This window comes from Ensifer sp. (assembly GCF_031989085.1).
Lineage (GTDB): Bacteria > Pseudomonadota > Alphaproteobacteria > Rhizobiales > Rhizobiaceae > Ensifer.
The window spans coordinates 1654376-1677454 of the sequence record NZ_DALZXU010000001.1 but is presented as its reverse complement, the minus strand read 5'-3'; the positions used below and the strand labels follow the sequence as shown (position 1 = coordinate 1677454).

General features: G+C 60.4%; 19 protein-coding genes and 6 tRNA genes. 14 read left to right on the top strand and 11 right to left on the bottom strand.

The window, feature by feature from the left end; translation table 11 throughout:
• Nucleotides 1-29: 29 nt before the first annotated feature.
• Nucleotides 30-1007 carry a quinone oxidoreductase gene (locus tag RTP54_RS08180; RefSeq protein ID WP_312361913.1) on the bottom strand — a complete coding sequence of 326 codons (978 nt, stop codon included), beginning with the start codon at nt 1005-1007 and terminating at the stop codon, nt 30-32.
• A gap of 10 nt (nt 1008-1017) precedes the next feature.
• Nucleotides 1018-1743 carry a phosphatidylcholine synthase gene (gene pcsA / locus RTP54_RS08175; protein ID WP_112805241.1) on the bottom strand — a complete coding sequence of 242 codons (726 nt, stop codon included), beginning with the start codon at nt 1741-1743 and terminating at the stop codon, nt 1018-1020.
• Between the two features lie 277 nt (nt 1744-2020).
• Between pcsA and RTP54_RS08170 the strand changes: the two genes are divergently transcribed.
• A complete protein-coding gene (locus tag RTP54_RS08170) occupies nt 2021-3232 on the top strand; it encodes a UbiH/UbiF family hydroxylase (protein WP_312361912.1) in 1212 nt (403 codons plus the stop codon).
• On the opposite strand, the gene RTP54_RS08165 is transcribed toward RTP54_RS08170, so the two are convergent.
• Nucleotides 3200-4162 (bottom strand): AEC family transporter, encoded by a 963-nt coding sequence (locus tag RTP54_RS08165; protein ID WP_312361911.1) that lies wholly within the window; start codon nt 4160-4162, stop codon nt 3200-3202. The two genes, RTP54_RS08170 and RTP54_RS08165, sit on opposite strands and share 33 nt — an antisense overlap.
• Nucleotides 4163-4341: 179 nt before the next feature.
• Nucleotides 4342-5088 carry a cytochrome c biogenesis CcdA family protein gene (locus tag RTP54_RS08160; RefSeq protein WP_112816656.1) on the bottom strand — a complete coding sequence of 249 codons (747 nt, stop codon included), beginning with the start codon at nt 5086-5088 and terminating at the stop codon, nt 4342-4344.
• A gap of 191 nt (nt 5089-5279) precedes the next feature.
• Between RTP54_RS08160 and RTP54_RS08155 the strand changes: the two genes are divergently transcribed.
• Nucleotides 5280-5355 (top strand) — tRNA-Lys (locus tag RTP54_RS08155).
• A gap of 3 nt (nt 5356-5358) precedes the next feature.
• Here RTP54_RS08155 and RTP54_RS08150 read toward each other — a convergent pair.
• Both RTP54_RS08150 and RTP54_RS08145 read right to left on the bottom strand, forming a co-directional pair.
• Nucleotides 5359-6363, bottom strand: coding sequence for a GlxA family transcriptional regulator (locus RTP54_RS08150; RefSeq protein WP_312361910.1), 1005 nt, complete (start codon nt 6361-6363; stop codon nt 5359-5361).
• 245 nt (nt 6364-6608) lie between these two features.
• Nucleotides 6609-7787: a GGDEF domain-containing protein gene (locus tag RTP54_RS08145; protein WP_312361909.1), complete on the bottom strand. Its 1179-nt coding sequence runs from the start codon at nt 7785-7787 to the stop codon at nt 6609-6611.
• A 217-nt stretch (nt 7788-8004) separates the two neighbouring features.
• Here RTP54_RS08145 and RTP54_RS08140 point away from each other — a divergent pair.
• The 7 genes from RTP54_RS08140 (at nt 8005) to RTP54_RS08110 (ending at nt 14451) form a co-directional block, all read left to right on the top strand.
• A tRNA-Pro gene (locus tag RTP54_RS08140) sits at nt 8005-8081 on the top strand.
• Between the two features lie 490 nt (nt 8082-8571).
• Complete coding sequence (locus RTP54_RS08135; protein WP_025426983.1) at nt 8572-8877, top strand: ETC complex I subunit; 306 nt, start codon at nt 8572-8574, stop codon at nt 8875-8877.
• A 43-nt stretch (nt 8878-8920) separates the two neighbouring features.
• Nucleotides 8921-8997, top strand: a tRNA-Arg gene (locus RTP54_RS08130).
• Nucleotides 8998-10301: 1304 nt separating this feature from the next.
• Nucleotides 10302-11318: a glycosyltransferase family 10 domain-containing protein gene (locus RTP54_RS08125; protein ID WP_312361907.1), complete on the top strand. Its 1017-nt coding sequence runs from the start codon at nt 10302-10304 to the stop codon at nt 11316-11318.
• Nucleotides 11319-11576: 258 nt separating this feature from the next.
• The gene (locus RTP54_RS08120; RefSeq protein ID WP_312361906.1) at nt 11577-12170 is read left to right on the top strand and encodes a histidine phosphatase family protein; all 594 of its coding nucleotides are present in this window, start codon (nt 11577-11579) and stop codon (nt 12168-12170) included.
• 180 nt (nt 12171-12350) lie between these two features.
• The gene (locus RTP54_RS08115; RefSeq protein ID WP_312361904.1) at nt 12351-13424 is read left to right on the top strand and encodes a D-alanine--D-alanine ligase family protein; all 1074 of its coding nucleotides are present in this window, start codon (nt 12351-12353) and stop codon (nt 13422-13424) included.
• 400 nt (nt 13425-13824) lie between these two features.
• Nucleotides 13825-14451, top strand: coding sequence for a DUF1062 domain-containing protein (locus tag RTP54_RS08110; RefSeq protein ID WP_312361902.1), 627 nt, complete (start codon nt 13825-13827; stop codon nt 14449-14451).
• A gap of 107 nt (nt 14452-14558) precedes the next feature.
• On the opposite strand, the gene RTP54_RS08105 is transcribed toward RTP54_RS08110, so the two are convergent.
• The 3 genes from RTP54_RS08105 to RTP54_RS08095 form a co-directional block, all read right to left on the bottom strand.
• Nucleotides 14559-15206, bottom strand: a complete 648-nt coding sequence (locus tag RTP54_RS08105) for an outer membrane protein (protein WP_112816653.1) — start codon at nt 15204-15206, stop codon at nt 14559-14561.
• 161 nt (nt 15207-15367) lie between these two features.
• Nucleotides 15368-15850, bottom strand: coding sequence for a DUF192 domain-containing protein (locus RTP54_RS08100; RefSeq protein WP_312361901.1), 483 nt, complete (start codon nt 15848-15850; stop codon nt 15368-15370).
• Nucleotides 15850-16428 carry a cold-shock protein gene (locus RTP54_RS08095; protein WP_025426885.1) on the bottom strand — a complete coding sequence of 193 codons (579 nt, stop codon included), beginning with the start codon at nt 16426-16428 and terminating at the stop codon, nt 15850-15852. Before RTP54_RS08095 ends, RTP54_RS08100 begins: the two co-directional genes overlap by 1 nt.
• A 197-nt stretch (nt 16429-16625) precedes the next feature.
• Here RTP54_RS08095 and RTP54_RS08090 point away from each other — a divergent pair, with 197 nt between their 5' ends.
• From RTP54_RS08090 to RTP54_RS08070, 5 genes are all read left to right on the top strand, one after another.
• Nucleotides 16626-17066, top strand: a complete 441-nt coding sequence (locus RTP54_RS08090) for a VOC family protein (RefSeq protein ID WP_112805318.1) — start codon at nt 16626-16628, stop codon at nt 17064-17066.
• A 403-nt stretch (nt 17067-17469) separates the two neighbouring features.
• Entirely contained in the window at nt 17470-18843 is a 1374-nt protein-coding gene (locus RTP54_RS08085; RefSeq protein WP_312361896.1) for a YcbK family protein, read from the top strand.
• A gap of 136 nt (nt 18844-18979) precedes the next feature.
• Nucleotides 18980-19054, top strand: a tRNA-Glu gene (locus tag RTP54_RS08080).
• A gap of 208 nt (nt 19055-19262) precedes the next feature.
• Nucleotides 19263-19337, top strand: a tRNA-Glu gene (locus RTP54_RS08075).
• A 197-nt stretch (nt 19338-19534) separates the two neighbouring features.
• Nucleotides 19535-19609: transfer RNA gene (locus RTP54_RS08070), tRNA-Glu, on the top strand.
• Nucleotides 19610-19783: 174 nt separating this feature from the next.
• Here RTP54_RS08070 and recJ read toward each other — a convergent pair.
• Both recJ and RTP54_RS08060 read right to left on the bottom strand, forming a co-directional pair.
• Complete coding sequence (gene recJ / locus RTP54_RS08065) at nt 19784-21586, bottom strand: single-stranded-DNA-specific exonuclease RecJ (RefSeq protein WP_312361895.1); 1803 nt, start codon at nt 21584-21586, stop codon at nt 19784-19786.
• A gap of 127 nt (nt 21587-21713) precedes the next feature.
• Nucleotides 21714-23036, bottom strand: coding sequence for a homoserine dehydrogenase (locus RTP54_RS08060; protein ID WP_312361893.1), 1323 nt, complete (start codon nt 23034-23036; stop codon nt 21714-21716).
• Nucleotides 23037-23079: the final 43 nt, after the last annotated feature.

Genomic DNA, 23079 nt, shown 5'->3' with positions numbered 1-23079 from the left:
GTCGATCCCCGTCCGCCTTAAGGCCTCGATCAAGGAATCAGCAGTGTTGTTCCACTCGTTTTTCTTGTTTCCAGATCCGTGTGCGCGCGACCGGCGTCGGCAAGCGGATAAGTCTGATTTATATTGATACGCACTTTGTTGCTTTGCACAATATCAAAGAGGGAGTTTGCACACGCTTCAAGCGCAGGCCGCGTCGCCACATAACCGAAGAGTGTCGGCCGAGTGGCAAACAACGATCCCTTCTGCGCCAGGATGCCGATGCTGAAGGCATCGACCGGTCCGGACGAATTGCCGAAGCTTACCCAGAGACCACGCGCTTTCAGGCAATCAAGCGAGGCGGGATAGGTGTCCTTGCCGACCGAATCGTAGACGACATCGACACCCTTCCCGTCGGTCAGTTCCTTCACCCGTGCGACGAAATCGTCGGTGCGATAGTTGATGACGTGATCGTAGCCATGGGCGAGCGCCAGATCGATCTTTTCCTGCGAGCCGGCCGTACCGATCACGGTTGCACCGAGCGCTTTTGCCCATTGACCCGCAATCAGCCCGACTCCGCCGGCCGCCGCATGGAAGAGCAGCGTCGTGTCCGGGCCGGCCTGGAATGTCTGGTTGAGCAGGTATTGCGCCGTCATGCCCTTCAGCATCATCGCTGCGGCTGTCTCGAGCGATATGCCATCGGGAACCTTGACCAGTTGCGATGCCTCGACATTCCGCTCGCTGGCATAGGCGCCATCCGACGACGCATAGGCAACCCGGTCACCGACGCCGAAGAGGCTGACGCAGTCGCCGACGGCAGTCACGATCCCCGCCCCTTCCTTTCCCGGAACAAAAGGCAGGCCAGAGGCCGACTTATAGAGGCCGGTACGGAAATAGACGTCGATGAAATTCAGCCCGACGGCCACCTGGCGGATCTGCACCTCGCCCGGCCCAGGCGGCGAGAGCGTCACGCCCTCCAACTTCAGGACCTCAGGTCCACCGAGTTCGCGAACGACAATTGCCTGTGCCATCGAAGAGCTCCTAGGTCCGGCCGAGCTTTGGGAAGATCTGCAGGACGAAACCGATCACATAGAGATAGATGCCCGTTGCAAGAACACCCGTCACCACCCAGGCCGGCGTGTTGAAATGCAAGAGCAGCGCATACATGCTGAGCGCCGACCAAAGGAAGAAGACGCCGAGGTTGAGCACCCGAAGCCGCTGGACGCGCACCGGATGCAGGAAATTGATCGGCAGGAATGTCAGCACCACCGAGACGAAAACGACGATCGAGGCGGTCAGCTCGCTCGCCTGGATGACGAACAGCGTAAAGACCACCATGTTCCAGACGACGGGAAAGCCCGAGAAGAAGTACTCGTCGGTCTTCATGCCCATGTCGGCATAGTAGATCGCGCTCGAGACCACGATCGCGCCCGCCGCCACGAACGACCAGGGTTCTCCGATCATGCCGCTCTGATAGAGCGCAAAGGCCGGCAACAGGACGTAGGTGACATAATCGATGACGTTGTCGAGCGTGTCGCCCGACCAGTTCGGCAGCACTTCCTTGACCCGGACCTTGCGAGCGATCGGACCGTCGATGCCATCCACCAGAAGCGCGAGGCCAAGCCACCAGAACATATCGACAAAACGGTGCTCGGCCGCGGCAACAACGCCGAGAAAAGCGAGGAAAGATCCTGATGCAGTCAATATATGCACGGAGAAGGCGCGAATCTCGGCGTAAGGGACACGTTTGTAGTTGAAAAACTTCATCTGCGGACGCCGCCTATCCCTTCTGCATTTCCCCAGACAGAGCCTCTAACCCTGCCTCAACCGCTGTGGCGGCGCATTGCGCGTAATATGCACCCTTTGCAACGCATCGCCAGCAAAATTCAAGCGGGACTTTGATCGGCGCGGATTGTCCTGTGGACACTTTCAAAACGCTTCTGCGCTGATTCAACCCATTTATTTCGCGCCTGTCGAGGACTAGAAGTAAGCTCGAGAAGAAAGAGCAGGCGCCTGACGGCGCGAGCAAAAGGGTTCCCTGATCATGGATCATCACGATATCGCCGTCGTCGGCGCGGGCCTTGCGGGTTCTCTGGCAGCAATCGCGCTTGCCGACAGCGGCTACCGCGTCGCGCTGATCGGACCGGAACCTCAATCAACCGATGGCCGAACCACTGCCTTGATGGACCAGTCGATCGACTATCTGAAGAAGCTGGGGCTGTGGGAACAAGTCGAGCCATTGACGGCGCCTTTGTCGACCATGCGCATCCTGGATGGAACCAACCGCCTGCTGCGGGCACCGACGGTGAATTTTCGCGCCTCGGAAGTCGGCCTTACGGCTTTCGGCTACAATATTCCCAACGCCCCCTTCCTCGACATCCTGCGGCAGCGAGCCGGCGAGACGGAAACGCTCGATCGCATGGCGATGTCGGCAGTCGGTTTCGATATCGGTGACGACCGGGTGCGAATCACGCTCGATGACGGAACCGACATCACGGCTGATCTGGTCGTCGGTGCCGATGGTCGGCGCTCACCGGTGCGTGAGGCGGCCAAGATCGCCGTCAGCAACTGGTCCTATCCGCAGAGCGCGGTCGTCCTCAACTTCGCGCATGAGCTCCCTCACCAGGATACGTCGACCGAATTTCATACCGAGAGCGGCCCCTTCACCCAGGTGCCCCTGCCCGGCAACCGCTCGAGCCTCGTCTGGGTTCGCAAGCCCGAAGATGCGGCGGCAACGCTCGCGCTCGATCTCGAAACACTGTCGCGCGCCGTCGAAGACCGTATGCAATCGATTCTCGGCAAGGTGACGGTCGAAGCTCGCCCACAGTCGTTTCCGCTTTCGGGCATGAGCGCCCACCGTTTCGGCAAGGGCCGGGTGACGCTCGTCGGCGAAGCCGCGCATGCCTTTCCACCGATCGGCGCCCAGGGACTCAACCTCAGCCTTCGCGACGCGATGACGCTAGTCGATCTCATCGGTGCACCGTCGGGCGGCAGCCTTCCAGCCGATATCGGCGACCGCTTCGACAGCCGCCGTCGTCCGGACATTCTCAGCCGCACGGCGAGCGTCGACCTCTTGAACCGATCGCTGCTTTCGGGCTTCCTGCCGGTTCAGGCGCTGCGAGCCGTTGGCCTGCACATCCTTTCGGCAGCCGGACCGCTGCGCAGCCTGCTGATGCGCGAAGGCGTGCACCCCGGCAGCGCCTTTCACGCGCTGAAGGACGGTTTACGGGAAAAGATCGGCCGGAAGAGCGCCTGAGCGGATCAGGTAAAGCAGCCCTGTCACGGTCGCGACCGAAAGCAGCGTGGTGATCAGGATCGTCGCCGAGGCGCGCTCCTGCCACACGCCATATTGGTGGCCGATCACGAAGACATTCGTCGCCGTCGGCAGCGCCGCCAGCAGCACCGCCGTCTGAACCCAGACCGGATCGTAATTGCCGGTCAGGCTGAGCGCCATGAACACCAGCAGCGGGTGCAGGATCAACTTGGCAGGCACAATGTAGCCGATCTCGACCGGGATGCGCTTGATCGGCCTGAGTGCCAGCGTCACGCCCATGGCAAACAGCGCGCAAGGGGCGGCTGCCTGCGCCAGATAATCGATCAGGCGCTGCACCGGCAAAGGCGGCTGGACAGCAAAGAAGGCCGCGACCACCCCGGCAAGGGTCGACAGGATGAACGGGTGCAGGATGATCTTGCGGGCAATGCCGAAGGCTAGCACCGCCGGGTTTTCCTTTCGCCCGCCCGACAACGCCATCATTGCCGGCGCCACCGTGAAGTGCGCCGCATTCTCGAAGCAGAAGATCAGCGCCACCGGCACCGCCGCCGCGTCGCCCAGCGCAAGCAGCGCGAGGCCCGGCCCCATGTAACCGATATTGCCATAGGCCGCCGCAAAGCCCTGGATCGTCGCCTCACCGATGGTATTGCGGCGCACATAAAGACCTACGACGAAGATCAGCGAAAAGACGAGATAGGTGGCGCCGACGCTGGTCAGGATGAAGTCAGCGCGTGTCAGCTCTTCGATCGGCGTTCGCGACACCAGCTTGAAGAACAAAGCCGGCAGGGCAAGGTAGATGATGAAGGTGTTGAGCCAACCCATCGCCTCGCCGGGATGTTCGACGAAGCGAGCCGTGAGATAACCGAGAATGATCAGCCCGAAGAACGGCAGAACAAGCCCAGCAATTTCCGTCATGCCACTCCCCGGTCATGTCACGTCACAGGTTGAACGGCACATGCCCCGCCCAGAGCCCGGGCACCGTCGCCGTTCGAGCGCAACTTCCGCACGGCTGTACGATCGGGCCTCGGCAACCCAATAGCATCAACGCGAGCGATTCCCATAGCTCGCGCCGCAACCGGCATGCGCGGTGCCGGTCAGCCGATTTTCATCAGGATCGGGAACGTCTGCTGGAACCAGATGGCAACGGAGCTGATGAAGCCGAAGAGGAAGGCAAGGCCGGCGAGCACCAGCAGCGCACCCATCAGCTTTTCCACAAGGCCGAGGTGGCGACGGAAACGCAGCAGAAACCGCATGAACGCGCCCGAGAAGCCGGCGGCGATCCAGAAGGGGATGGCGAGGCCGAGCGAATAGACGGCCAGCAGCATTGCGCCATCCGAAACCGTGTCACGCGCGGCGGCCACCCCGAGGATCGTTCCGAGCACCGGACCAATGCAGGGCGTCCAGCCGAAGGCGAACGCAAGGCCCATGATATAGGCGCCCGACAGCGTCGCCGGTTTGCCACCGCTTTGAAAACGCGCCTCGCGCGCCAGAAGGCCGATCTTGAAAACACCAAGAAAATGCAGGCCCATGATGATGATGATGACGCCGCCGACACGCGACAGCAGATCCATGTGCTGGCGCAGCAGCAGCCCGATCGACGATGCGCCGGCCCCCAGGGACACGAACACGGTCGCAAAGCCGAGCGTGAACAGCAGAGCCGCCGGCAATACAGCGCGCCGTGTGCTGCGCGCCGACACCGCCTCGCCGCTCTTGAACTGGTCGACCGATACGCCAGCCATGTAGCAGAGATAGGGCGGCACGAGCGGCAGGACGCAGGGCGAAAGGAAGGACAGAGCGCCAGCGAGAATGGCGGTCCAGATCGAGATATCGGCAATCGACAACGGCAAGAACTCCGGCATGCGGTATTTGCGCCATTCCTTAGCCGCACGGCCCCAAGGAGGCCAATCACCTTTTGGCGATCATTGCGCCATGCACGGTTTCTTCACATCGCCCGTAATTTTTGGGTTGACCGGCGGGAAGCTCAAGTGCATATGTCCGGCCACTTCCGCCGGGCTTCACGGCCGCGGCCAGGGAGCGCGTAGCTCAGCCGGTAGAGCAACTGACTTTTAATCAGTAGGTCCAGGGTTCGAATCCCTGCGCGCTCACCACCTTCAGATCCCCTCACCTTCATCCGATGTCACGACCGCGCCGCGATGCCTGCCTCGCATCTTCAGCGGGCTCGTTCCATATTCCCGGCCATAAGCCCGCGAAAAGGCCGAGAGGCTGTCGAAACCGCAGCGAAGGGCGATCTCGCGGATGGGGCTGCCCGAATCGCGCACCAGGCGATGGGCGACCTGCAGACGCAGGCGAAGATAATAAGCGCCGGGGCTGGTCGAAAGACCCTTTGCAAACAGGGACTCGAGTTTACGCCGCGATACGGACAGCCGGCGCGCAAGTGCCGATACCGTCATCGGCCGCTCCAGCGTCCGCTCCATCAGGCGGATCGCCTGCGCCAGGCCGGGATCACGGGTTTCGATCTGCCCGAGCGAGACCACAGGCTGGACATCGGCCGCGCTATGGGTCTGGTCGTAAACGAAGATGCTGGCGACATCGAGCGCGAGCGCCGAGCCGCAGCGTTGCGTGATGAGGTGCAGCATCATGTCGAAGGTCGGCGACGCACCGCCCGAGGTCCAGAATTTTCCATCGACGACGAAGCGATCGCCGAGCACGGTCAATGCAGGGAATGCCTGGCTGAAATCCTCAAGCTCTTCCCAATGGGCTGTCGCCTTGCGGCCGTTGAGAAGGCCGCTGCGCCCGAGCAACCAGCAACCGGATTCGATCCCGGCCACGACGCCGAAGTGACGGGCGCATTCCTGCAGCGTCGCGATGAACTTGCGCCCGACATGCCGATCGAGATTGAAGCCTCCGATCACCAGCAGAACATCGCCCTCTAGCGCCAATGCGAATTTGCCGTCGCAGGCGATCTGAATTCCGCATGTCAGCGTGACCGGATCACCATCCGCAGACAACAGCCGCCAGCGAAAGATCTGCCGACCCGAGACCCGGTTGGTCGCGCGCATCGGATCGAGGACCGAGGCCAACGACATGATCGAAGATTCCGGCAGCACGACCACCACGACATCGATCGAAGATTGCGTTTTCACGGCACCATCCATGCGAGAAATGTCAAATTTCTGGCGCAAAATGTCAATTGGGCGGCCCGCATTCAGGCATTATCAGGTGGCAATCGATCTCCCTTCGCGCGGCGCTGCAGCCCCGCGCAGAGACGTTCCCCTTTCCGCGAGATTGCCGGAACGGGCCGGTCGGATCAAACTCCGCCGGCCCGTTTTTTTTAACGGGTCAGCACAAACCGGACGACTGTCGGCGCTGCAAAGCCCCAGATCCTACGCCCAATACCGCCTCAACCTGCCTGCGCGATCGCACCTTCAGCTTCGATCTGCGACGATAGCGTGTGCGCGACAACGCAGTTTCGGCCTGCGTGTTTTGCCTGATAGAGAGCGGTATCCGCCATGCTGAAAAGCGCTTCCCAGTTGCTCGCCATGTCCTGACCGAAGGCGACGCCAACACTGACACTGAGGGCAATACGCTGACCGTCGAAACGGACGTCCAGTTGCTCGGTGGCGCGGCGCAGGCGTTCGGCGATCGCCAGTGCCTGTGTCTCGTTCGTTTTCGGAAGGTAGAGCCCGAATTCCTCGCCGCCAAGCCGGGCGAAACAATCGGTGGGGCGCAGGTTTGCGCGGACCATCCCGGCAAAGGCGGTCAATGCCTGGTCGCCCGCCTGGTGGCCGAAGCGATCATTGATGCGCTTGAAGAAATCAAGGTCCAGGACCACGAGAGCATCGCCCTTCCAGCCCGAGCGCGGCAGCCGCGACAGAAACCACCGGCGGTTGCCGACGCCGGTCAGCATGTCCGTATCCGCCGTCCGGCGCAGCGCTGCCTCCGCCCTCTCCTTGACCAGCACCAGCGCAAAGAGCGCAATGGCAAAATGGCTGATGATCAGCAGGAAGAAGGCGTAGGTCGTCGTGACCGGCAGCATGTCTGGCTTGAGCAGCCCAACAACCACGGCAAGGCAAAGGGCGGCGCCAAGGGCGAGCGATGCAGCAAAAATTGCCCTGACCGGCAGGGGTTCGCCCTTGCGGTCCGCCAAAACGGCAAAGGCGGATGCGGCGAGGAACAGGAAGGCAGCCGTGTTGAAGGCCGTTGCGCGGGCGTAGTTGACGACGTGGAAATGGGTGATCAGACCGACGACCGCACCGGTCGCAGGAATGGCGAGCGCAAGCCAGTCGGCACGCCGCCGCCGCTGGCCGCTCAACCGACGCAGGCCGATCCAGAACAGCGCATATCCACAAAGGCCGATGGTAAAGCTTGAAAGCGTCCATAAATAAGCGGGTAACAGCTTCTGTTCGCCGTAGCCCGCAAGCGTCGAAGCTAGAGCGAGAGAAAGAAACCCGACCGCCAGAATGCCGAGCCCCTCGTTCAGCGGCGATTGCCAGCGCAGATAGAGAAAGCACAGCGCGCCGACAAGAAACGACGACTTGTGAAGCAGCAACACTGTTGCGAGGTCGAGTTGGGCGGTCATCGGTCCAGATCGGATGGGTGTCGGTCCCCGCGCTCTATCGCATGGAGTTTAGGGATTACTAAATGAAAATGAGAAATCGACGCAAATGGCCGAAACCATGAGCTTTTGGCGTGGCGCGCAGGGGACGAACGGTGGACATCCTGCCCCTTGATCCGATCTGATTGAAATTTCATGTTGCAGGGCGTGGGTGAAGCGTGTATCTCCGGCGCCGTTGGCACGGAGTGTAGCGCAGTCTGGTAGCGCATCTGGTTTGGGACCAGAGGGTCGGGAGTTCGAATCTCTCCACTCCGACCAACTAAATCCCTGAAATCGCTGCAACTTTGGCACTAGTCAACTAGAACACGCCCTCCACTGTGGGAGCGATGTCGGCGAAGCGAGGATCCCTACGTGAGCGCAGGCTGGTCCTGATGCTGGCTTCACCCGGGAATCAGCAGACATTTCCCCGCCCAACTGGCCAATCACCCAGATCGCCAACGCGATTGCGCGGCAATAATATTCAGACGGTGGCCGAAAAGGCACTCGCCCGCGCGATGGAGCCAGCTGGATATCGCGACCGGCCCGCCTCTGCTTGTCCAAACGCACATTCATACTCTCCGGGGAAAACACGGAGACTGAAAAGGCCGTCTCGCGCCTGCCCTTGTCCACCACGAACACAATAGCGGCGAATAGCCATATTTAACCGCAGCAAAGTCATTCCGTTTTAAATCATTCTGCGCTATGGGAAGACACGTGCCGGGGCGGGTATATGCCCCGGCAGTGAAATTTTACGGAGCCGTTCGAGACCATGTCCGCAAAGATCTACCGCCCAGCAAAGACCGCCATGCAGTCTGGCAAAGCCAAGACGAACCTGTGGCTGCTGGAGTTCGATCAGGAAAAGCCGCGGACCATCGATCCGATCATGGGCTATACCAGCTCGGGCGACACGCTGCAGCAGTTGCGACTGACGTTCGAAAGCGCAGAGCAGGCCATTGCCTATGCCGAGCGCAATGGCATCGAATACCGCGTGATCGCCCCCAAGGAGGCAACGCGCAAGACCGTGTCCTACCCGGACAATTTTCGTTTCAGCCGGATGCAACCCTGGACCCATTGAGGTTCTCGAGCCGTTCCTTTTTCATACGGGCTCCGCCCGCAACGGCCCCTTAGCTCAGTTGGATAGAGCACCTGCCTTCTAAGCAGGTTGTCGCAGGTTCGAATCCTGCAGGGGTCGCCATCTATCTCCCTTAGAATTATTCACATTTCCGAAAATCATCTGACGATTAATACAGCCAATACCGGGACGTTTGGGCACCAATTCCCAGAAACAACCTGAATAGTCCCGGAAAAATCACGTAGAGTGTTCGCGGTATACTTTGCGGACAAGCGCTTGGTCACCTTGGCGCATACTGGTTGAGTCATTTGTGTCACAACTTTTATTGGCTTGGGCTTTCTATCTGGCCCCGCTCTTCAGCCGCTTCCCAACATCAGGGTGTCGACTCTCGCCCCAATGAGACCATTTGCAGACCTCAGCCGCTGAAAAGTCCAACAGAATGCGCCGCGAAGCTGGCTCCAACAGAAAAGGCTGAAGGCGGCATAGTCTTGCATCGCTGCAAGCATGCGGGCTGCAGCGAGTGGGAAAGCCTCGGCTTTACTCACGGCGCGCGGCACCCAACTGGTACTACCTCGAACACAAGGTCGAGAGACCTCCTGCCAGGAAATCTTGACTTCAATCCGCCATGCGGTCGCCAATTTAAACCCGAACAAGAAAAACGCTCCGGGAAGCCCCCCCCCCCCCGGACAAGGAGAAACCACCTCCGACAACTCAAAACTGTTCAGGTGACGAACAAGGCGTCATCGGACGCGTCGGAGGCAACGTTGCTTTGACCAGGTGAGTTACCGTCCTTTTCGCTGTGTCTATGTCTGGCCAGCGGCCAACGCTTCGGCGCCGCTTACGAGCCGTGCCGCCGTAGTTGATGACGATGCGACCTAAATAGAGAAGGCGCGGGTGTGGCTCGACGGCATCAACGCGCGCGAAAGCGGCAACTATGCGCCGACGGCGATTCATACGGATGCGGACGCGAAGCGGACTTTGCGGTCGATCGTCACCTGGCAGCAGCCAGGCCCAGCCGTTGTGAGTCGGTCGAACTAAGCCGGTACGGGGCGCGCGTAGTTGGTGTGCGCGATCGCGCCGACGGCGTCAACGTGATCGCGAACAGCCATGCGCTGGACTAGCCGCGGTAAAGCAAGGGCGCGTATCCTGGCGCACAGAGCGGAGCGCAACAGAACACATTGGGGATCTGGCGGGAGAGTTTCAGTTGCCATGCGAGGTACGGGCGAAGCGATCGAAGCGTGCGTCTCGCTGCACCTAAGCTTCAACTCCGCCGCCGATTGCTGTTGCGAACATCCACCGGCCAGCCCCTCTCCCACAGTTGATTTCCACACGCGGGACGTGTACCTCAACAGATCGCCGCCTCGAAGGGATTGCTTAAACCCAAGATTCCAAATAGAAATCTTCTGTATCTCAGACGTGGATTTCTAATGCAGGCTATTATCTACGACCCCCAGCAGACCAATATGGAAAACATCTTTAGTGCCCCTGGCGTTGCCGGGAAAGAAGATGACGTATGGCATTCAATTCAGTCGCATTTTCGCGAGATAGGATTCGAACTCTACACTCCGTCATCATACCGCGGTCGATTGGAAGATGTTCGTTGGATCATTTTTCAGAACGTCCCTGAGGATTTCAGGCCCACGAATTTGCGGCGACGCGTCAAACGGTACGTGAGAGGCTTCACATCACGTCGAACGTTTTATCAAAGGTGCCTCAAGGCAGGTTTAGCTGATAATTTGGCGGTTATCCTCTACGAACCGAAAGTGGTTGCTGAGTTTAACTACGACAAAGATGTGCACAAACACTTCAGTGTCGTATTCACATGGGATCAGGATCTGTTTAGCGAAGGGTTGCCGTACTCAGAGTTCGTGTATCCGCAACCGGATTTTAAGGCCCTAACAGGGCTTGTTCCGTTTGAGCAGCGAAAACTCATTTGCAATTTTTCTGCAAACAAAACGTCTGCCCATCCAGACGAGCTTTATACTGCCCGGATCAGAACGATAAAGTTCTTCGAGGCTAACTGCTTGAGCGAAATTGACCACTACGGCCGTGGATGGTCACAGGATTACAAATCCTGGCGAGGGATGGTCGACGATAAGCAGTCTGTTATGTCAAACTATCGTTTTAATTTGTGCTACGAAAACGCCCGGAGCCCCCGCGGATACGTCACCGAAAAGGTCTTCGATGCGCTTCGCGCCGGCTGTGTACCCGTCTATTGGGGCGCTCCCGACATTGAGGACCGGATCCCTGCGGACGCCTTTATCGACCGGAGAAATTTCCCTTCGGACGCGGATCTCCTCGACTTCATACAAGGTGTCAACGAACCGCAATGGCAACGCTACGTGGATGCTGGTCAACGCTTTCTGCAGAGTGAGGCGTATAAGAGGTATACTTCAGGGGGCATTTTCAATTTGCTGAGGGCCGGACTGTTTCGGACCGCTTGAGCCACAAAACCACCTTAACTGCTCCGACTAGCGCGCCCTAGATCCTGTCGAGTCACGGAACCAATACGCAGAAAGCGCGTTTATGCTCCGTCCCCCATCTCAACTGTCGCTCCACTCGGCCCCTTCCGCAGGGGCCAATTCTTTTAAGACGTTGCCGACGATGGCAAAGGTAATCCGCCGGATCGCCTCGGCGAATCGAACGCCACGTGCCATCGTCAGCGGCGAATTTCAGGAGCGTGAGCGAATGGGGCAATACGATTGATTTACCTGCTTCGCCACGGAGAAACCGTGTGGAACACCTTGCACCGCTTCCAGGGTCGCCTTGATTCTCCGCTGACGGAGCGCGGTATCGAACAAGCCGACACCGTCGCCGACCTCCTCCTGAGCGAGATTTCAACGAGCCGGCAAGCATTTGGGATCGACGTCAGCCCCTTGGGTCGTGCGCGCCAGACGGCCGAACGCATCAGGCGGGTGATTCCCCAGATCGCCCGCGAAGAGCCACGGCTGGCGGAGGTTTCGGCCGGCACTTGGGATGGTATGACGAAGTTCGAGATCGACAATGAATTTCCCGGAATGCTCGATGACGCGGACGCATTTGACTGGTATTTCAGGTCTCCAGACGGCGAAAGCTTCGATGCGGCGTGCGCCCGGGCAAGGGCCTGGCTTGCCGACACGCATTTGCCAACCATCGCGATCTCCCACGGCCTGTTTGGTCGATTGATACGCGGCGTCTATTCCGGTCTCGCCAGGCGAGAAATGCTGGAGCTGCCCGTACCCCAGGACGGCTTCTATCATCTGCGCAGCGGCGAATTCATCCTCGTCAGCGCCTCGACAGCAGACGTTTTGAGTTAGCGGTCGCCGCGCACCATGGCCCACGGCCGCAATCGTGCCTTTGGAGGCGCAGCGCTATTCCGCCTGCGCCCCGAGTTCGAAAACGGGAGACGATGGCGGTCCCGCACCTCAATTCGGTTGCAATTGCTCGGGTACAACGGAACCCGCAGATTGATTCCCCCCCGACAGAAAGGACCTTAAATGACCACGAGATTGCGCGTCGGCGTACTCTTCGGAGGCCAATCCTCCGAGCATGAGGTTTCCATTCTTTCGGCGCGCAACGTTCTTGGCGCCATCGACCCGCGCACATACGAGACCGTGCCGATTCTCATCGACCGGAGCGGCCAATGGCTGTTGATCGAAGCGGTTCAAGGCGTCCTGCCTGCCGACATTGCCTATGCGGGCACGAAAGTCTGCCTGGTGCCGGGCGGGCGCGGCCGTCTGATTGCCTTCGATGTCGCCCAAGGCGCCGTTGATCCGCCGGCAATCGATATCCTGTTTCCGGTCCTGCATGGGTTGTTTGGTGAAGACGGGTCGATGCAAGGGTTGGCGCGGGCATGCAATATCCCGTTGGTCGGCTGCGGCATCCTGGGATCGGCAACCGCCATCGACAAGGACATGGCCAAGCGACTGCTGCGCGAGGCCGGGCTGCCAGTTGCCCGCTCCATCACGGTCAAGTCCGATCAACGCTCGCACTTCGACGACGTCAGCGCCGCACTCGGACTTCCGGTGTTCGTCAAACCGGCGCGGCAGGGGTCATCGGTCGGGGTCAGCAAGGCGCGAACGGCCGCGGAGTTGCAGGACGCGCTCGACGAAGGCTTCAAGTTCGACAGCAAGGTTCTGATCGAGGAATTCGTCAAGGCGCGGGAAATCGAATGCGCCGTGCTCGAACGGCCGGATGGAAGCCTGACGGTTTCCGTTCCCGGCGAGATTGCAGCCAACGCCAGCCACGGTTTCTACACCTATGAGGCGAAATACATCGACGAGGATGGCGCAGCCATCAGCGTCCCGGCAGATTTGCCGCAGGAGGTCACGCAGCGCCTGCGGGACATGGCCGCGCAGGCCTTCATCGCGCTTGGTTGCGAAGGGCTCGCGCGCGTCGACTTCTTCGTCCGTTCGGACATGAGCGTCGTGATCAACGAGGTCAACACCATGCCGGGCTTCACCGATATCAGCATGTATCCGAAAGCCATGGCTGCAAGCGGCGTGCCCTACCCTGACCTCGTCGGCCTGTTGATCGAACACGGATTGGCGAGAGCCAGCCGAAGCCTCTAGGCGCTAAAGGCTGTTCACGCCAATCGCGCGTTCTTTACGGCCTCTTTGCAAATCGGAAAGCGCGATCTCCGATACATAATGCTACTTCCCGTAGCAGACGGATTCAGCTAAGAGTGTGTCGCAGCACGTTTCGCTGTCTTTTTCTGGAGTTCTGCTTTGCCATTATAAGCCCCGGTCTCGCTAGTTTCACCCCGTACACCCGATAGCCATCGTCGCTGTCGGGACGCGAATTTGCGCGTCTGTCGAGGTGACGGTTCGAGACCGGAATGGCATTGCCGACCCGTCGCCGCATGAACAGTCGTGCGGATCGAACCTTACCGAAACGCTGCCAGACCGCGTCCCCTGAACGGGTGCTCCAACCGTCGTCTCGATGGACTTCCAATCGGAAGAACCAGACGACATGTCTCATACACTCCTGGTCCAATGGACCATCGTGCCCAGGATCGCACCTCGGGCCCTCATCGCTTGCAATCGCTGCCGAACGACACGCGCGTTCGTTCCGAGCGGCAAGACGAGGCTCAATGCCAACGGCCGACGGCTGGATGCCTGGCTGATCTATCGCTGCAGCGATTGCGACAACACCTGGAACCGTCCGATCTTCGAGCGTCGCCATGTCGGCGACATCGATCCGGCCGACCTTTGCGCGCTGCAAAACAACGATGAGATCTTTATCGAGAAAGTGGCCTTCGATATCGATGGCTTGCGCCGGCACGCGGGGCAAGTCGAAGAGTTCCCAGACGTTCATCTGCGAAAAGCGATCCTGCAACCGGCGGCCGGATCGCCAATACGCCTCGAGATCCTCTTCGACCTGGCGGTGAAAACCTCGCTCAGAACGGAGCGTCTGCTGTCGGCGGAGCTCGGCCTGTCGCGCAGCCGCGTCGCCACCCTTGCAGACGCAGGCCGTGTCGCCGCAATACCGCCCGGCAGAAACGCGTTGCAACGCGCGCTCAAGGATCAAATGCGCGTCGTCATCGACCTTGCCGACGAAGCCGACCGCAACGCCATCCTCACCCGCGCGGGGCCGTAACGGCGGGATCCGCTCTCGATGCTATCGAAAGTGTCAACGGGCGAACGACGACAACAGAAAGGGCTTCGATTCCATCGGAGCCCTTTCTGTTGTCGTCGCGATCGCGCCTAGAACTTCACGCCGATGCCAACGGTGAACTGATGCTGGTCGAAATCGACGTTGGCGCCGCCAATATCCTTGTCGCCATAATCGTTGTAGCGATACTCGGCCCGGCCAAACAGACTGTCGGTAAAGGCGTAATCGACGCCGGCGCCAATGGTCCAGCCATTAAAGGTTTCTTTTTCCTTGGATGCCCCAGGCACATCGACAAAACCGCGCGTAATCGCCCAGCCACCGGTCGCATAGACAAGCGCCTTGTCGTTGACGACATAGCCGACACGGCCGCGCACGGAACCGGACACGTCAGTGCCAACCTCGGGCGAGGTGCCGAAAATATCGAACGTCTTGTCGTTCCAGTTGTAGCTGACGTCGCCCTCGATGCCGTAAACCCAATCGTCGTGCTGGTAGTTGAAGCCGGCGAAGGCACCAAGGAGGCCACCATTGAAATCCTTGGAAGCGCTTGCACCCGGCGTACTGAAATCGCCATTGAGCCAGCCGCCGCCGCCTTGCAGGCCGACATATCCACCCGTCCACACGAAGGTCGGCGCAGCCTCCACCAGGGGTGCCGGCTCAAGGTTTTCGGTCAAATCGGCGGCCAATGCCGCCGGCGCTAGCGCTGCCGTGGCGATCAATGCAACAAGCACATGCCTGATCATCTCAGATGCTCCTGTTGGTCCGAACAAAGATTAACAACTTATATAGGGCGCGTCTGCCGAAAAGGCCCCCTGCGGCGCAAGAATAATGATGCGCGCGTTCCAAATAGCCTGCTTGGACCGATCAAATCAGCGGGGACGAAAGAGACCATCGCGCGGAGCGCTCAGTTGCCGCCGATACGGGCGCCTTCCAGCCGATCGCCGGGCTTGATGCCGAGGCGCTTGACCGTTCCGGCATTGAGTTCCAGCACGAATGCCACTGGTTCTTTCGAATCGATGATCGCTTCCGAAAAAGGAACCGCGTCCTGATGGACGGTGCGAACGATGCCGCTCTTGTCGGCAAACAGCATGTCGAGTGCCAGATGGGTATTCTTCATCCACATCATCACCCGGCGGGTTTCGCCGAAATCGAACAGCATGCCATGGTCAGCCGCCATCGAGCGGCGAAACATCAGGCCCTGTTCGCGCTGCGCCGAATCGACTGCAAGCTCCACGGTCAATTCGTGTACCTTGTTGTCGGCCGTCACCACGCGCATGCGATCGGTGGTGAACTGCACCTCCGCGAATGCCACCGCGCAGAACAGCAGCGCCAACAAAAAAAGCGCCGTGGCGGCGCTTCTCGCAGTCAAGGTCCTGGCCATCGACATCAGTGCGAACGGCTCGTCGGCGTCGGGCCGTCCGGATGGATCTCGGCGGCCATCAGCCCCTTCTCGCCATCGCCGAAGCGCACCAGAACCACTTGGCCGGGGCGCAATTCGGTCAGGCCGAACCGGCGCAGCGTTTCCATGTGGACGAAGATATCCTCCGTCCCCTCGCCGCGGGTCAGGAAGCCGAACCCCTTGGTCCGGTTGAACCACTTGACAAGCACGCGCTCGAGGCCGCTCGTCGGCGTGACCTGCACATGGGTCCTGATCGGCGGCAGTTGCGAGGGATGAATGGCCGTCGACTGGTCCATCGAAAGGATACGGAAGGCCTGATAACCGCGATCGCGCTTCTGGATCAGAGCGACGACACGAGCCCCTTCGAGCACAGTCTGGTAGCCGTCGCGCCTAAGGCAGGTCACATGCACCAGCACGTCCTGCATGCCATTGTCGGGCACGATGAAGCCGAAGCCCTTGGCGACATCGAACCATTTGATCACGCCGGTGATTTCGACGAGGTCGAGGGCGTCGCTGCCAAAATCGTCATCGTGCATGACGTCTTTTGAAGATGTCCTATCCGCCATTCTCTCCCAGCCCCTCGTTTACGCGCGACTACCGACTACGGTTAACTGATTCTTATTGACCAGAATAACATCGTCCCGCCGCTGATGCGCAAGACCCCCGGCGTAATTTGGCCAAGACCTAATCTAGGGACGCAGCCTTGCCTCTGGCTTGCCGGCAGCTAAGTATACGCCATCTTATTCGAAACAGGGACATGGCAATGCGTTATCTGCACACGATGGTTCGCGTCAAAAATCTGGACGAGGCCTTGAGGTTCTACTGTACGCTTTTCGGCCTCAGCGAAATTCGCCGCTACGAGAACGAAAAAGGCCGTTTCACGCTCGTTTTCCTGGCTGCTCCCGGAGATCTTGACCGGGCCAAGGGTGAGCTCTCGCCGTGCCTGGAACTGACCTACAATTGGGATAGCGAGGACTATACCGGTGGGCGCAACTTTGGGCACCTGGCCTATGAGGTGGATGACATCTATGGATTCTGCCAGAATCTCATGGACAATGGCGTGACGATCAACCGCCCGCCACGCGATGGCCACATGGCTTTCGTGCGCTCGCCGGACGGTATCTCGATCGAGATCCTGCAGAAGGGCGCTAACCTGCCCGCCCAGGAGCCCTGGGCCTCCATGGCCAACACCGGCGCCTGGTAAGCCTCGCGCAACTCTGACCGCCGATGATTGAGGTCTGTCGCCGGGAATTCCGGCTTGGCACAGTCTGGTCGCGGATCCCTCGAAATGATGAATGATCCGGGGCCCGGCACCGACACCGGGCCTTCGCATGCTGGGCGCATGCGGGCTCCAAGGTTAGCGCCAGTTTACAAATCACGTATCGTTCAGTAACTTTCCGCGCGAAACGTTGATACGGGGTCTAATCCGCGATGTCTCGTGGTGATATTCCCTGACAGTAATTGGCCTAATCCTTCCCGCGGTGATCCTTTCGGCCTGCCGCGCGAAATTCGTGCTTGTTTGTTCTGAGCGATGTTTCGGAACTGAGACTTAATGCGTGAAAAGGTGACGATCTCACCGGTCATGCACGGAGAGCGGGGATTGGACGTTGCAACATCGGGAAACCAAGAGGGCGCTGCTGTCGTCGTTCAGCCGCGCCGCCGTGATATCCGTCTCAATGCTCGCCTTGAGCGGTTGCGTCTCCGCGGTCGCCGACAACGAGGCGGCCAACGCCTTGACCGCCGAGCAGGCGCAGCAACCCGTTGAAGTCGCCGATTCGGCTGCGGCCGGCGCGACCGTTCGCGACGCCCAGGTTTCGGCGGTCGGCAGCAATCCGCAGACGGCACAGACCAGCGGCACCCTTGCGCCGGGTCAGGATCCCACACAGCAGGGTGGACCGCTCGCGATGCAAAGCACGGGCCTGCGTGCGGCTTCCTCCAGCATCTTCGGTCAGGCGCCTGCAGCCGGCGCGCAGGCAGGGACCACCGGCGCACAACCGCAGGCGACAGGTTCGATCCCGGCAACGGGCGGCGCCCAGCCGACCATGAACGCGACGACGAACAGCCTCTTCGGGACGCGCCCGGCACAGCTTCAACCGCAGCCACAGCCGATTGTCCAACCCCAACAGGGCGCACAGAACGAGACCCAGACGGCTCCTCCGGAAACCGCGGTCATGGCCTATGCTGCCCCCGAAAGCGCCACCCTTCCCGCCTCGGTGCCGCTGCCCTTGAGTGCCCAGGCCGCCCTTGGCGGCAAAACCTCGCGGGTACTGCAGCCGGTACAGGCCACGGAACAGGCGCTGTCTGAACCGCAGGACGCTGAAGTCGCCGCAGCCGTGCCGGACGACAAGTCCAGCCAGAGCGATGACGAAAGTTCAAAGACCTGGACGCTCGCGAGCCTCTTTGCCGGAAAGCGCAAGGAAAAGCAGCAACAGGCCACGGCGCGCGCGGCACAGCCCGCCGAGAAGAAGACGATCACAACAAGCAATGCCAGCCAGCCGCAGATGGCCTCGCTCGCCTATAGCAGCCTGCCCGGGGTCAAAATGAGCCCGCTGTTCAGCGTTGCCCATGAAGACCATGCTGCTGACGAAGAGGATGCACCGGTGCAAGTCGCTTCGCTTTCCGGCCTTGCCCGCCTGGCACCCAGCGGACTGATCCTGCAGACCGAAAAGGTGGATGCCGGATGCTTCAAGCCCGAATTGATGCAGATGCTGAAGCAGGTCGAGACGCATTACGGCAAAAAGGTCATGGTCACGTCGGGGCTGCGTCCGATCAAGGTCAACCGCTCCAAGCAGTCCCTGCACACCCGTTGCGAAGCCGCCGATATCCAGGTCCAGGGCGTCAGCAAGTGGGAGCTCGCCGATTTCCTGCGCAGCGTTCCTGGGCGCGGTGGTGTCGGCACCTACTGCCATACGGAATCGGTTCATATCGATATCGGCACCCAGCGCGACTGGAACTGGCGTTGCCGCCGCAACAAGGGCTGAGACCAAGCCCTTGTTTCCATGGAGTAATCCACAGGATCCAAGCGTTTTGCCCGGGCTTTGCATTTTTTACAGAAAAATGAAAATTGCCGCTTGCGGTTATCAAATCGCCTGATTATAAGACGCCCACACAGCAAGTGCGCCCTTCGTCTATCGGTTAGGACACCAGATTTTCATTCTGGGAAGAGGGGTTCGACTCCCCTAGGGCGTGCCACTGTGATCCTCCCTTTTCTCTGAATATTTCGCTCGCACGTGCAGCTTCACGTCGACTGACTGCCGCAATGCCCGCAACACGCTCCGTCCCTTAGTGAATAGATCGGCTGACGTTTTCCAGATTCTTTTCACAGGAAAAGCGCGCGAATTTTCAGATTAGCGCTTGCAGTCTGCCAAGGCGCTGACTATAAGGCGGCCACACAGCAAGTGCGCCCTTCGTCTATCGGTTAGGACACCAGATTTTCATTCTGGGAAGAGGGGTTCGACTCCCCTAGGGCGTGCCACTGTGATCCTCCTCCCCACCATATCCGGTATCGACTTGGCGAGATCGCAGGCGCGTTTCCATCTTCGATTCGAAGATGAACGCAGCATTCTTAGCCTTTGATTTATCCGAAACTTTTCATGGAAAAACTTCGAAATTCCGGAGATTGGGGCTTGCGGCCGGAAAGAGTGCTGACTATAAGACGCCCACACAGCAAGTGCGCCCTTCGTCTATCGGTTAGGACACCAGATTTTCATTCTGGGAAGAGGGGTTCGACTCCCCTAGGGCGTGCCACTGTGACCCTCCAGAGACATTTTTGATGTTCTAGCAGCCCTTCTGCGCGCGTCTTGCCATGTTCCGCCCGGCGCGATGAGCGGTGTGGATCCGGTCGCCTAACAAGAACGTCCGTCTCGATTTCATCTAGGGCTGCACTGCGGGCCCCACGCCTTCAACAGGCGGGCCCGCCGATTAAAATGCCTTGGCAGCGTCGCTGACGCGCAACTGGACGCGGCGCTGGCCTTGCCAGAGATCAGCCGAAATCGAGCCGGCAACGTGGATCGACGCGCCGCGGCTGGCAAACAGGAAATCGCCGAGCGGCGTTTCCACGGCCCGAAAGGCGATACCGTCGAGGCGGCCGCCATCCTGGCCTTCCAGCGTTACCTTGATATGGTTGGCACCGACCTGGCGACAGTCGCGCAGCCGATGCGCCGGAAAGGCAAAGACGGGCTGCGGATGGGCGGAGCCATAGGGGCCTGCCTGCTCCAGAAGATCGATGAGCTCCAATGTTGCGCCGGAGGCGCCAAGCGCTCCATCGACCTTCAGCGTCTGCACCGCGACGAGATCGCGCACGGCCGCCTCGGCCTTCTCCTCGAAAAATTGGCGCAAGCGGCCAAGGTTCGTCCGCTCGACCGTGAGGCCCGCCGCCATGGCATGGCCACCACCCTTCACCAGCAGGCCGCCATCGACGGCGGCGCGAACCATCTTTCCCATGTCGAAACCGGCGATCGAGCGCCCCGACCCCGTGCCTCGCCCATTCGGATCAAACGCGATTGCGAAGGTCGGCCGGCGAAACTTTTCTTTGATTCTTGCCGCAATCAGTCCGACGATACCCGGGTGCCAGTTTTCCCGCGCCGTTACGATCACCGAGGCACCCTCGCCCGTTCCGTACTCCGCGAGCACCTCCGCTTCCGCCTCGGCAAGCATGGCGGCTTCCATTGCCTGTCGCTCGCGGTTCAACTCGTCGAGCCGTGCTGCGATCGTTTCTGCTGCAGCACCGTCCTCCATCGTCAGCAGCCGGCTGCCGAGCGCCGCGTCGCCGATCCGCCCACCGGCATTGATGCGCGGGCCAACGAGGAAGCCGAGATGATAGGGCGTCACCGGGCCGCCGATGGCCGCCTTGCGCAGCAAGGCCGCCAGGCCAACATTGCCCATGTGCCGCGCAGCAATCAGACCCTTGACGACATAGGCGCGATTGAGCCCCTTCAACGGCACCACGTCACAAACGGTTGCGAGCGCAACGAGATCCAGTTGTGCCAGCAGATCGAAGGAAGCGACGCGTTTGTCGCCGCTGGCGCGAAGAACGCGCACCGCGTTGACGAGAACGAGATAGACGACGCCGGCAGCGCAAAGGTGCCCCTGCCCCGAGAGATCGTCTTCGCGGTTGGGGTTGACGAGCGCATGGCAGGGCGGCAGCGTTGCGCCGACCTGGTGATGGTCGATGACGACGACATCGATACCGCGCTCTGCTGCAACGGCCAGCGAATCATGGCTGGTCGAGCCGCAGTCGACGGTGACGATCAGCTTCGCCCCGTTGTCGATCAGTTGCTCGATTGCCTGCGGATTGGGGCCATAGCCTTCGAATATCCGGTCTGGGATGTAGATCTCGGCCTCAAGCCCGAAATGCCCAAGGAAGCGCGCCATCAGCGCCGATGAAGAGGCACCGTCGACGTCATAGTCGCCGAAGACCACCACCTTCTCGCGCCGGGAGATCGCCAACGAGAGGCGCTCCGCCGCCTTGCGGCAATCGGTCAACGTGTCCGGGTCGGGCATCAGCGCGCGCAACGTCGGGTCGAGGAAGGTTGCGGCATCATCAAGCGGAACGCCGCGCCCGGCCAGCACGCGGCCGATCAGGTCGGAATAGCCGTGCACCTGGCTGATCGCCAGCGCCCGGTTCTGACCGGCCTGATCGAGACGCGACACCCAGCGCTGAGCGCTGATCGACTGCTCCACGCCAAGAAATGCGCGCTGTATCGGATCTACCGGTTCTTCCATGCTGCCCACCTGCCCATACTCGTCTTGTTCTTAGCGAACGATGCGCGCCAGCAAAACCCGCCATGAAAAAAGCCCCATCGACGCCTGCGGTCGATGGGGCCCTTTCTCAACAGATTTACGCCAGGAATCAGGCTGCCTTGGGCCGTTCGATACGGATCACCTGCGGTTCGCCGACCAGGTAGCCTTCGCTCTTGATCGCCACGATCGCATCGCGCACCGAATGTTCGGCGGTCGCGTGGGTGACCAGGATGATCGTCTGCGGCTCGTCGGATTCCTTCGGATGCTTGGAATGCTGCATGATCGATTCCAGCGAGATCCCGTTTTCCGCCATGCGCGACGCAATGCTGGCAAAGACGCCGGTACGGTCGACGACCTTCAGGCGGATGAAGTAGCCGCCCTCATGGCTCTGGATCTGCGAACGCGTATAGGGCAGCAGCGCATTTGTCGGACGGCCGAACGCCGGCACGTGCTGGGCACCGGGACGGCTCTTGGCGATATCAGCGACATCGCCAAGGACGGCGGATGCCGTCGCGTTGCCGCCGGCACCGGGACCGACCATCAGCAATTCGCCGAGAATATCGGATTCGATCGCCACCGCATTGGTGACGCCGTCGACCTGGGCGATCACCGAATCATAGGGAACCATCGTCGGATGCACGCGCTGCTCGATACCGCTTTCCGTGCGCTGGGCGACGCCGAGAAGCTTGATGCGGTAGCCGAGATCGGCCGCCGCATTGATATCGTCGATGGAGATGTTGGTGATGCCTTCCAGATAGATGTCGTCGGCTGCGATCGCTGTGCCGAAAGCAAGGCTCGTCAGGATCGACAGCTTGTGGGCCGTGTCGTTGCCTTCGATATCGAAAGCCGGGTCGGCCTCGGCATAGCCGAGCCGCTGGGCCTCCTTCAGGCAGGCCTCGAACGACAGACCTTCCTTTTCCATCTTGGTCAGGATGTAGTTGCAGGTGCCGTTCATGATGCCGTAGACGCGCGAAATCGTGTTGCCGGTCATGGACTCGCGCAGCGCCTTGATGACCGGAATGCCACCGGCAACGGCCGCTTCGTAATTGAGCAGAGCGCCCTTTTCCTCGGCAACGGCCGCAAGCTCGATGCCATGCGCTGCCAGCAACGCCTTGTTGGCGGTGACGACATGGATGCCGCGGCCGAGCGCCGTCTTCACTGCGGAATAGGACGGATCGCCGGCACCGCCCATCAATTCGATGAACACGTCGATATCGGCATTGGCAGCGAGCGAAACGGCATCGTCGAACCAGGAAGCCCCGGAAAGATCGACACCGCGATCCTTCGTCCGGTCACGTGCCGTTACGGCTGTAATTTCGATTGCCCTGCCGCATGTCGTTGCCAGCATCTCGTGACGTTCCTGGAGGATCCGCACGAGCGAGGCACCGACAGTACCCAAGCCCGCAATGCCAATTTTGAGGGCATCTGCCATAGCCAATTCCTAACATGTGAGGCCAGCCCGCCAGAACGGCGGG